Origin of the sequence: Geodermatophilus sp. TF02-6 (assembly GCF_003319115.1) — a bacterium.
Lineage (GTDB): Bacteria > Actinomycetota > Actinomycetes > Mycobacteriales > Geodermatophilaceae > Geodermatophilus.
The window spans coordinates 23,469-31,913 of record NZ_QOHF01000034.1; the positions used below are offsets into that span (position 1 = coordinate 23,469).

The following is an 8,445-nucleotide window of genomic DNA, read 5'->3' on the forward strand; positions in this document are numbered from 1 at the left end:
GCCACAGCCTCAATAGCCGGGGCCGAGCTGGCCGACGGCGTCGAGCAGCCGGCGCAGGCTGGCCAGCCGCTCGCGGCGGCCCGGGGGGCCGGCGGCGGCCCAGGCGTCGAGGGCGCAGTCGGGGTCGTCGGCGGTGTGCCCGCACCCGGGCGGGCAGTCGACGGCGGCCTCGGCGACGTCGTCGAAGGCGGCCACGACGTCGGCAGGCGTGACGTGCGCCAGCCCGAACGAGCGGATCCCGGGGGTGTCGATGACCGTGCCGCCGCCCGGCAGGTCCAGCAGCACCGCCGACGACGACGTGTGCCGGCCCTTGCCGACCTTGCTCACGTCGCCGGTGGCCCGCTCGGCGTCGGGCACCAGCCGGTTGACCAGCGTCGACTTGCCCACGCCGGACTGACCCACCAGCACGCTCATCCGGTCGTGCAGGCGGTCGAGCAGCGGGTCCAGCGGCGTCTCCCGCGACACCGCGACGGCGTCGACGTCCAGCCCGGCATAGCGCTCCAACAGCGGCTGCGGGCTGGCCAGGTCGGTCTTGGTGAGGCACAGCAGCGGTTCCAGCCCGCCGGCGTACGCGGCCACCAGGCAGCGGTCGAGGAAGCCCAGCGCCGGCTCCGGGTCGGCCACCGCGACGACGACCACCAGCTGGTCGGCGTTGGCCACGACCACCCGCTCGGTGGGGTCGGTGTCGTCGGCGGTGCGGCGCAGCGACGTCGTCCGCTCCTCGATGACGACGATGCGGGCCAGGGTGTCCGGCCGCCCGCTGGTGTCGCCGACCAGCCGCACCCGGTCGCCGACGACCACGCCGTGCCGGCCCAGCTCGCGGGCGCGCATCGCGGTGACCTCGACCGGCGCCCCGTCGGGACCCTCGACGCGCACCGTCATCCGGCCGCGGTCGACGGCGACCACCAGTCCGGGGACGGCCTCGGAGTGGCTGGGGCGGGTGCGGGTGCGCGGCCGGGAGCCGCGGCGGCTGGGCCGGACCCGGACGTCGTCCTCGTCGGTCCGCCGATCGTGCCTGCGGGGACTCACGGCTCGACTCCGCGCGCGTCCCGCTCCTCGGTCGCTGGCGCTCCCCGCGCCGCCCGCGAGCGCGTCGTCATCGCGGGGCTCGGCGCTCGACCCCGAGCATCGCCGCCCACCGGTCGACGAAGTCCGGCAGGGTCTTGGTCACCGCCCCCGGGTCGGTGACCTCGACCCCCTCGACGGCCAGCCCCAGGACCGCGGCGGCGTGGACCATCCGGTGGTCGGCGTAGGAGTCCAGCCGGGCCGGCCGGCGCGGGCCGGGGGTGAGCACCAGCCCGTCGGGCAGCTGCTCGACGGTCGCGCCGACGGCGGTGAGCACCTCGTCGAGGGCCTGCAGCCGGTCGGTCTCGTGGCCGCGCAGGTGGCCGATGCCGGTCAACCGGGAGGTCCCGTCGGCCAGGGCGCACAGCGCGGCCAGCACCGGGGTCAGCTCGCCGACCTCCCCCAGGTCGGCGACCAGCGGCCGGATCGTGCCGGTGCCGGCCACCTGCAGGCCCTCGCCGGTGCGGGTCACCGAGGCGCCCATCTGCGCCAGCAGGCCCTCGAGCTGGGCGCCGGGTTGGGTGGTCGACCCCGGCCAGTCGCGCACGGTGACCCGCCCGCCGGTGACCAGCGCCGCCGCGAGGAACGGTGCGGCGTTGGACAGGTCGGGCTCGAGGACCTCGTCGCGGGCCGCGATCGGGCCCGGGGCGACCCGCCAGCCGCGGTCGGTGGCGGTGACCTCGACGCCGCGCTCCCGCAGCGAGGCCACGGTCATCTCCACGTGCGGCATCGAGGGCAGCCCACCGGCCAGCGCGAGGTCGACCCCCTCGTCGAAGCGGGCCGCGGCCAGCAGCAGCCCGGAGACGATCTGCGAGGACTCGCTCGCGTCCACGGTCACCGCGCCGCCCCGCACCCGACCGGTGCCGTGCACGGTGAACGGCGCCCGGCCGCGGCCGCCGTCGTCGACCCGCACGCCCAGGTCGCGCAGCGCGGCGATCAGCCCGGCGTTGGGGCGCTCGTGCAGCCGCGGGTCGCCGTCCAGGCGCACCGGGCCGGTGGCCAGCGCGGCGACCGGCGGCAGGAAGCGCAGCACGGTGCCGGCCAGACCGGCGTCGACCTCGGCCGGGCCGCGCAGCCCCCCGGGGGTGACCAGCCAGTCCGGGGAGGTGGGTGAGGAGCCACAGTCGGCGACCCGGACGCCGAGGGAGCGCAGCCCGGCGGCCATGAGGTCGGTGTCGCGGGCCCGCAGCGGACGCACCAGCCGGCCGGGGCCGTCGGCCAGCGCGGCGAGCACGAGCGCGCGGGCGGTCAGGGACTTCGAGCCGGGCAGGGCCACGACGGCCTCCACCGGTGCGGCGGGGTGCGGCGTCGTCCAGACCTCGGTCACGGGGCCATCCTGCCCTGTCGCGCCGACCGGCCGGCCGGCGCGACAGGGCAGGGTCGGCTCAGGCGCCGGCCGCGGCGTCCGCCGGCCGGGCCTTCTTGGTTCCGGCGGTGCGCACCAGCCTCCGGTTGGCGAACTCGAACATGCCCAGCTCGGAGAGCTCCCGCCCGTAGCCGGACTGCTTGACCCCGCCGAAGGGCAGCTCCGGGGAGGTGCCGGACGGCGAGTTGATCCACACCATGCCGGAGTCGATCCGGTCGGCCACCTCGCGCGCCCGGTCGACGTCGCTGCCGAAGACCGTCGCCGACAGGCCGTAGGGCGTGTCGTTGGCCAGCCGGACCGCCTCCTCTTCGCTGGAGACGCGGTGCACGACGGCGACCGGGCCGAACAGCTCCTCGCGGTAGGCGCGCATCTCGGGGGTGACGTCGGCCAGCAGGGTCGCGTCGACGAAGGCCCCTTCCCGGTCGGGCCGGCCGCCACCGACGAGCACCGTCGCGCCCTTGTCGATCGCGTCCTGCACCTGGGCGGTGAGGTCTGCGGCGGCGCGCTCGGAGGACAGCGGCCCCAGCGTGGTCGACGGGTCGGTCGGGTCACCCGGCTGCAGGCCCTGGAAGGCATCGCTCAGACCCGCGACGAAGTCGTCGTAGACCTCGTCCATGACGATGAACCGCTTGGCCGCGATGCAGGCCTGGCCGGTGTTGATGGTCCGCGCGATCGTCGCCGCCTTGACCGTCTGCTCGACCTGCGGGGCGTCGAGGACGACGAACGGGTCGCTGCCGCCGAGTTCGAGCACCGACTTCTTCAGGTACTTGCCGGCGAGGGAGGCCACGGCGCTGCCGGCCCGGTCGCTGCCGGTCAGGGTGACGCCGGCCACGTGCGGGTGCGCGATGACCTGCTCCACGTCGGAGATGCGCAGGAACAGGTTGGTGTAGACGCCTTCGGGGACTCCGGCGTCGTGGAACAGCTGCTCCAGCGCCAACGCGGTCTGCGGATTGTTCTCCGCGTGCTTGAGCAGGATGGCGTTGCCCAGCACCAGGTTGGGCGCGGCCACGCGGGCCACCTGGTACAGCGGGAAGTTCCACGGCTCGATCGCCAGCAGGACGCCGATCGGCTCGTTGACGACGACCGCCTCGCCCTCCATCACGTCGATCGGCCTGGGTTCGAGGAAGCGCGGGCCGTTCTGGGCGTAGTAGTCGAAGATGCCGGCGACGAGCATCGCCTCGCCCGCGGCCTCCTTGATGCGCTTGCCCATCTCCCGGGTGATCAGGGCGGCCAGGTCGTCACGGCGCTCGCGCACGAGCTCCCCGATCCGCCCGACGACCGCGGCCCGCTCCTCGACCGGCCGGCGGCGCCACTCCAGGTAGGCCGCGTGCGCCGCGTCGACGACGCTGCCGATCTGATCGGTGTCGAGGAAGGGGAACTCCTGCTCCGTCTGCCCGGTCGTCGGGTTGACGGTGGCGTACGGCCGGTCGCCGGTGGTGCTGGCGGTCTTGCCGGCCGGGGAGGTCTGGGGAGTGGTCACTGCTCTGCGTCCTCCGTCGAGGTCCTCGGGCTGGATCACCCCAGTCCTACCCCCGTCGCCCGGGACACGCGAGGGGGCGGCGGGGGACGGGAGACGGATCTAGGCTCGCGACCACGCACCGAACCGCAGGCCGCCGTCCGGCGTGCCGGTGCCGCCCGGGAGGAGTGCACACCGTGTGTGGCCGCTACGCCGCCAGCCGCCGTCCCGAGGACCTCGTCCTGGAGTTCGAGGCGGTCCCCGCCGAGGGACAGCCCCCGCTGCGGGCCGACTACAACGTCGCCCCCACCAAGGACGTCTACGTGGTGCGGCACAAGAAGGAGCGCGACGCCGAGGGCCGTCCCACGGGGGGTGGGCACCGCGAGCTGCGCGCCGTCCGCTGGGGGCTGGTCCCGTCGTGGGCGAAGGACGCCTCCATCGGCAACCGGATGCTCAACGCCCGCGTGGAGTCGCTGACCGACAAGCCGGCGTTCCGGTCCGCCGCCCGCTCCCGCCGGTGCCTGGTCCCCGCCGACGGCTGGTACGAGTGGGCCAAGCGGCTGGACACCCCGGGCAAGCAGCCGTACTACGTCACCCCGCAGGACGGCTCGGTGCTCGCCTTCGCCGGGCTCTGGGAGGTGTGGGGGAAGGGAGAGGACCGCCTCTACACCTGCACGGTGGTGACCGCGCCCGCCGTCGGGGCGTTGACCGAGATCCACGAGCGCATGCCGCTGGTGCTGCCCCGCGACCGCTGGGCCGAGTGGCTCGACCCGGCCCGGGAGGACGTCGGGGCGCTGGCCGCGCCCACCCCGCCGGAGCTGGTGGAGGGCCTGGAGCTGCGGCCGGTGAGCACCGCGGTGAACAGCATCCGCAACAACGGCCCGGAGCTCACCGCGCGGGCCGAGGCGGTGAGCCCGCCGGCCGACCAGCCCGCGCTCTTCTGAGGTGGCGGGTACCGAGCGGACGCTCGTACGGCCCACGGGCACCGGCGCGCTGCCCGGGTGGGTGACTGCCGCCGTCACCTTCCTCGCCTCCGGCGCCGTGCTGGTGCTGGAGATCGCCGGGCTGCGGCTGATCGCCCCCTACGTCGGCGTCACCCTGCAGACCAACACCGCGGTCATCGGCTTCGCGCTGGCCGCCATCGCCCTGGGCGCCTGGGCCGGGGGCGCGGTGGCCGACCGCACCGACCCGCGCCGGCTGCTCGCGCCGCTCCTGGTGGCCGGCGGTGCGCTGGTCGTCGCCGTCCTGCCGGTGGTGCGCTTCGCCGGGTCGGTGCTGACCGGTGCCGACGCGGGCAGCGTGCTGCTGCTGGCCGCGGTCGCCGTCGTCGTCCCCGCGGCGCTGCTCTCGGCGGTGCCGCCGATGGTGGTGAAGCTGCAGCTGGCCAGCCTGGCCGAGACCGGTGCGGTGGTCGGCCGGCTGTCGGGGATCGGCACGCTGGGCGGGATCGCGGCCACCTTCGCCACCGGCTTCCTCCTGATCGCGGTCTTCCCGGTCAGCGGCATCCTGGTCGGCACCGGGCTGGTCACCGTGCTCGCGGGCGGCGCGGTCGGGTTCTGGCTGCGCCGCCGCTCGGGCGGGTCCGCCGGGCGGGTGCCGCTGGCCCTGTTCCTGGTGGCGCTGGTCGGTGCGCTGCTGGCCGCCGTCGCGCCGACGCCCTGCCAGGCCGAGACCGCCTACCACTGCGCGCGGGTGGTCGCCGACCCCGAGCGGGCGAGCGGCCGGGTGCTGCTGCTGGACACTCTGCGGCACTCCTACGTCGACCTCGCCGACCCCACGCACCTGGAGTTCGAGTACGTCCGGGCGATCGCCGCGGTCACCGACGCCACGGCCCCGGCGGGGCGGCCGCTGTCGGCGCTGCACCTCGGCGGCGGTGGGCTCACCGTGCCGCGCTACCTCGCCGCGGTGCGCCCGGGCACGGCCAGCCTGGTGCTGGAGGTCGACCCCGGCGTGGTCGAGATCGACCGCGAGCAGCTGGGACTGGTCGAGTCCGACCGGCTGCGGGTGCGGGTGACCGACGCCCGCGTCGGGCTGGCCGACGAGGCGGCGGGGGCGCGCGACCTCGTCGTCGGCGACGCCTTCGGCGGGTTGTCGGTGCCGTGGCAGCTGACCACCGTGGAGGCGCTGGACCTCGTCGACCGGGCGCTGGCCGACGGCGGGGTCTACGTCGCCAACCTCATCGACCACCCACCGCTGGGCTTCGTCCGCGCCGAGCTGGCCACGCTGCGCGCCGTCTTCCCGCACGTGCTGCTGCTGGCTCGGGAGGAGGTCGTAGCGGGGGAGGACGGCGGCAACGTCGTCGTCGTCGCCTCGCGGTCGCCGCTGCCGGCCGACGCGATCGGCGCCGCGCTGCGCGGCCACGACCTGACCTGGCAGGTGGCCGGCGGGCAGCGCCTGGCGGGGTTCGTCGGGGACGCCGAGGTGCTCACCGACGACTCCGCCCCGGTCGACCAGCTGCTCACCCCGTACGCCGCGCCTGGGAGCTGAGCGCCGGGCGGGCGGCCCTGCAGGTGGTGGAAGGACCTCCTCCTCCCCGCCCCTCGGAGAAGGACCCCTCTGCCCCCACTGCTCGCAGGCTCGCACCAGGCCCCCTCCGGAGGGGCCGGCGGTGCCCGGGAGGGGCCGGGTGGCGGGGGCAGCGGGGATGCTCTTTCTTCAGCGGCCGACGGGAGCCGTCCGTGCCCGGGTGAGCCGCACCAGGTCGGCGGGGGCGAGCTCCACCTGCAGGCCCCGCCGCCCGGCGCTGACCAGGACCGTGTCGAACGTCAGCGCCGACTCGTCGACGACGGTCGGCAGCGCCTTGCGCTGCCCGAGCGGGCTGATCCCGCCGAGCACGTAGCCCGTCGTCCGCTCGGCGTCGGCCGGGTCGGCCATGACCGCCCGTCGGCCGCCGACGGCGGCGGCGAGCGCCTTGAGGTCGAGGCTGCCGCTCACCGGGACGACGGCGACCGTGAGCGCGCCGTCCACCCGCGCCAGCAGCGTCTTGAGCACCCGCCGCGGATCCGCGCCGAGGGCGGCCACCGCGGCCTCGCCGTGCCCCTGGTCGGCGGGGTGCTCGGGGTCGTAGGAGTGCAGGGTGTGGGCCACCCGGGCCCGCTCGAGGACCCGCACCGCGGGGGTCGCCGCCACGGCGCCGCAGCTTAGGAGGACCCCGGCTCCCTTGCAGGGTCCCGCCGGCCGCGCGGGGAATCGCGCGGGGAATGGAGCCCCCCGCCGGTGAGGTTGGACCGGGCGTGAGCAACGCCCTGTCCACCGCCGCCCGTCCGCGGCACGCGCTCCGGCGGCCGCCGGGCCGCCCCGATGCGCCGCGGCTAGGATCGTCTGAGGTGGTGGCCCGCATCCGGGCGCCGCAGAGAGGACGGTCGGTGCCCGAGGAGCCCGCGGACCAGACGCCCGACACCGTGACGGAGGGCGTCGGGAGGACCTCGCCGGTCGAGGTGCCGCAGGCGCGCGAGGGCGGCAGCCGGACGGAGGTCGACGAGACCCGCGCCGAGCGCGACGCCCGCTTCGAGCGCGACGCCCTGCCCTACCTCGACCAGCTCTACCCGGCCGCGCTGCGGATGACCCGCAATCCGGCCGACGCCGAGGACCTGGTCCAGGAGACCTTCGTCAAGGCCTACTCGGCGTTCCACCAGTTCGCCGAGGGCACCAACCTCAAGGCCTGGCTGTACCGGATCCTGACCAACACCTACATCAACAGCTACCGCAAGCGGCAGCGGCAGCCGCAGCAGTACCCGACCGACCAGGTGCAGGACTGGCAGCTCTACGCCGCCGAGGAGCACAGCTCCAGCGGCCTGCGGTCGGCCGAGATCGAGGCGCTGGACCACCTGCCGGACTCCGACATCAAGGAGGCCTTGCAGCAGCTGCCGGAGGACTTCCGCCTGGCGGTGTACCTCGCCGACGTCGAGGGCTTCGCCTACAAGGAGATCGCCGAGATCATGGGCACGCCCATCGGCACGGTGATGTCCCGCCTGCACCGCGGTCGGCGGGGGTTGCAGAGGCTGCTGGCCGACTACGCCCGCGAGCGCGGCTTCGTCCGCGCCGGGGCCGGGGAGGAGGCGAACCGCTCGTGAGCAGCGACGAGGGCCCAGACGCCGGCGGCGAGCCGATCGAGATCCACTCCTGCGAGGACGTGCTGTCCCACGTCTTCGAGTTCCTCGACCACGAGACCGACGACGCCCGCCGTGACGTCATCGCCGAGCACCTGGAGGACTGCTCGCCCTGCCTGCGCCGGTTCGGCATCGAGCAGGAGTTCAAGGCGCTGGTCCGCCGCCGCTGCGGCGGTGACGCACCGCCACCCGGCCTGCGCGACCGGATCAGGCTGCAGCTGACCGCGGTCTCCTACGAGGAGGACGGCACCCGTGTCAGCGTCGAACGGCTGACCACCGAGATCGTGCGCACCGAGCGGACCCAGGAGCGTCCCACCGCCTGAGCCTCGATCCACCGTCGAAATGGCTGATCGGCGCGGGTTGTAACGCACGAATGCCCCTCTGACCAGGAACGATGTGGCTTGTCGAAGGTCACAACGGTCCACACAGAAGGGCATCCGCTGGATGCG

Annotated in this window: 8 protein-coding genes; 4 read left to right on the plus strand and 4 right to left on the minus strand. The window is 75.3% G+C overall.

From position 1 onward, the window contains the following. Positions 1-9: 9 nt before the first annotated feature. The 3 genes from rsgA to DQ238_RS21355 all read right to left on the minus strand — a co-directional run bounded on the left by rsgA (position 10) and on the right by DQ238_RS21355 (position 3,911). Complete coding sequence (gene rsgA, locus DQ238_RS21345; RefSeq protein ID WP_113783264.1) at positions 10-1,029, minus strand: ribosome small subunit-dependent GTPase A; 1,020 nt, start codon at positions 1,027-1,029, stop codon at positions 10-12. Between the two features lie 67 nt (positions 1,030-1,096). Then, complete coding sequence (gene aroA, locus DQ238_RS21350; protein ID WP_199506497.1) at positions 1,097-2,392, minus strand: 3-phosphoshikimate 1-carboxyvinyltransferase; 1,296 nt, start codon at positions 2,390-2,392, stop codon at positions 1,097-1,099. Positions 2,393-2,450: 58 nt separating this feature from the next. Continuing rightward, positions 2,451-3,911, minus strand: coding sequence for an NAD-dependent succinate-semialdehyde dehydrogenase (locus DQ238_RS21355; protein WP_113783265.1), 1,461 nt, complete (start codon positions 3,909-3,911; stop codon positions 2,451-2,453). Positions 3,912-4,084: 173 nt separating this feature from the next. On the opposite strand from DQ238_RS21355, the gene DQ238_RS21360 reads away from it, so the two are divergent. Both DQ238_RS21360 and DQ238_RS21365 read left to right on the plus strand, forming a co-directional pair. Further along, entirely contained in the window at positions 4,085-4,831 is a 747-nt protein-coding gene (locus DQ238_RS21360; RefSeq protein WP_113783266.1) for an SOS response-associated peptidase, read from the plus strand. 61 nt (positions 4,832-4,892) lie between these two features. Continuing rightward, the gene (locus DQ238_RS21365; RefSeq protein ID WP_233496167.1) at positions 4,893-6,374 is read left to right on the plus strand and encodes a fused MFS/spermidine synthase; all 1,482 of its coding nucleotides are present in this window, start codon (positions 4,893-4,895) and stop codon (positions 6,372-6,374) included. 168 nt (positions 6,375-6,542) lie between these two features. Here DQ238_RS21365 and ybaK read toward each other — a convergent pair whose 3' ends face one another. Then, positions 6,543-7,016, minus strand: a complete 474-nt coding sequence (gene ybaK, locus DQ238_RS21370) for a Cys-tRNA(Pro) deacylase (RefSeq protein WP_113783268.1) — start codon at positions 7,014-7,016, stop codon at positions 6,543-6,545. Between the two features lie 236 nt (positions 7,017-7,252). Here ybaK and DQ238_RS21375 point away from each other — a divergent pair, with 236 nt between their 5' ends. After that, positions 7,253-7,960 (plus strand): sigma-70 family RNA polymerase sigma factor, encoded by a 708-nt coding sequence (locus tag DQ238_RS21375; RefSeq protein ID WP_305037582.1) that lies wholly within the window; start codon positions 7,253-7,255, stop codon positions 7,958-7,960. Next, positions 7,957-8,319, plus strand: coding sequence for a mycothiol system anti-sigma-R factor (rsrA, locus tag DQ238_RS21380; RefSeq protein WP_113783270.1), 363 nt, complete (start codon positions 7,957-7,959; stop codon positions 8,317-8,319). Before DQ238_RS21375 ends, rsrA begins: the two co-directional genes overlap by 4 nt. Positions 8,320-8,445: the final 126 nt, after the last annotated feature.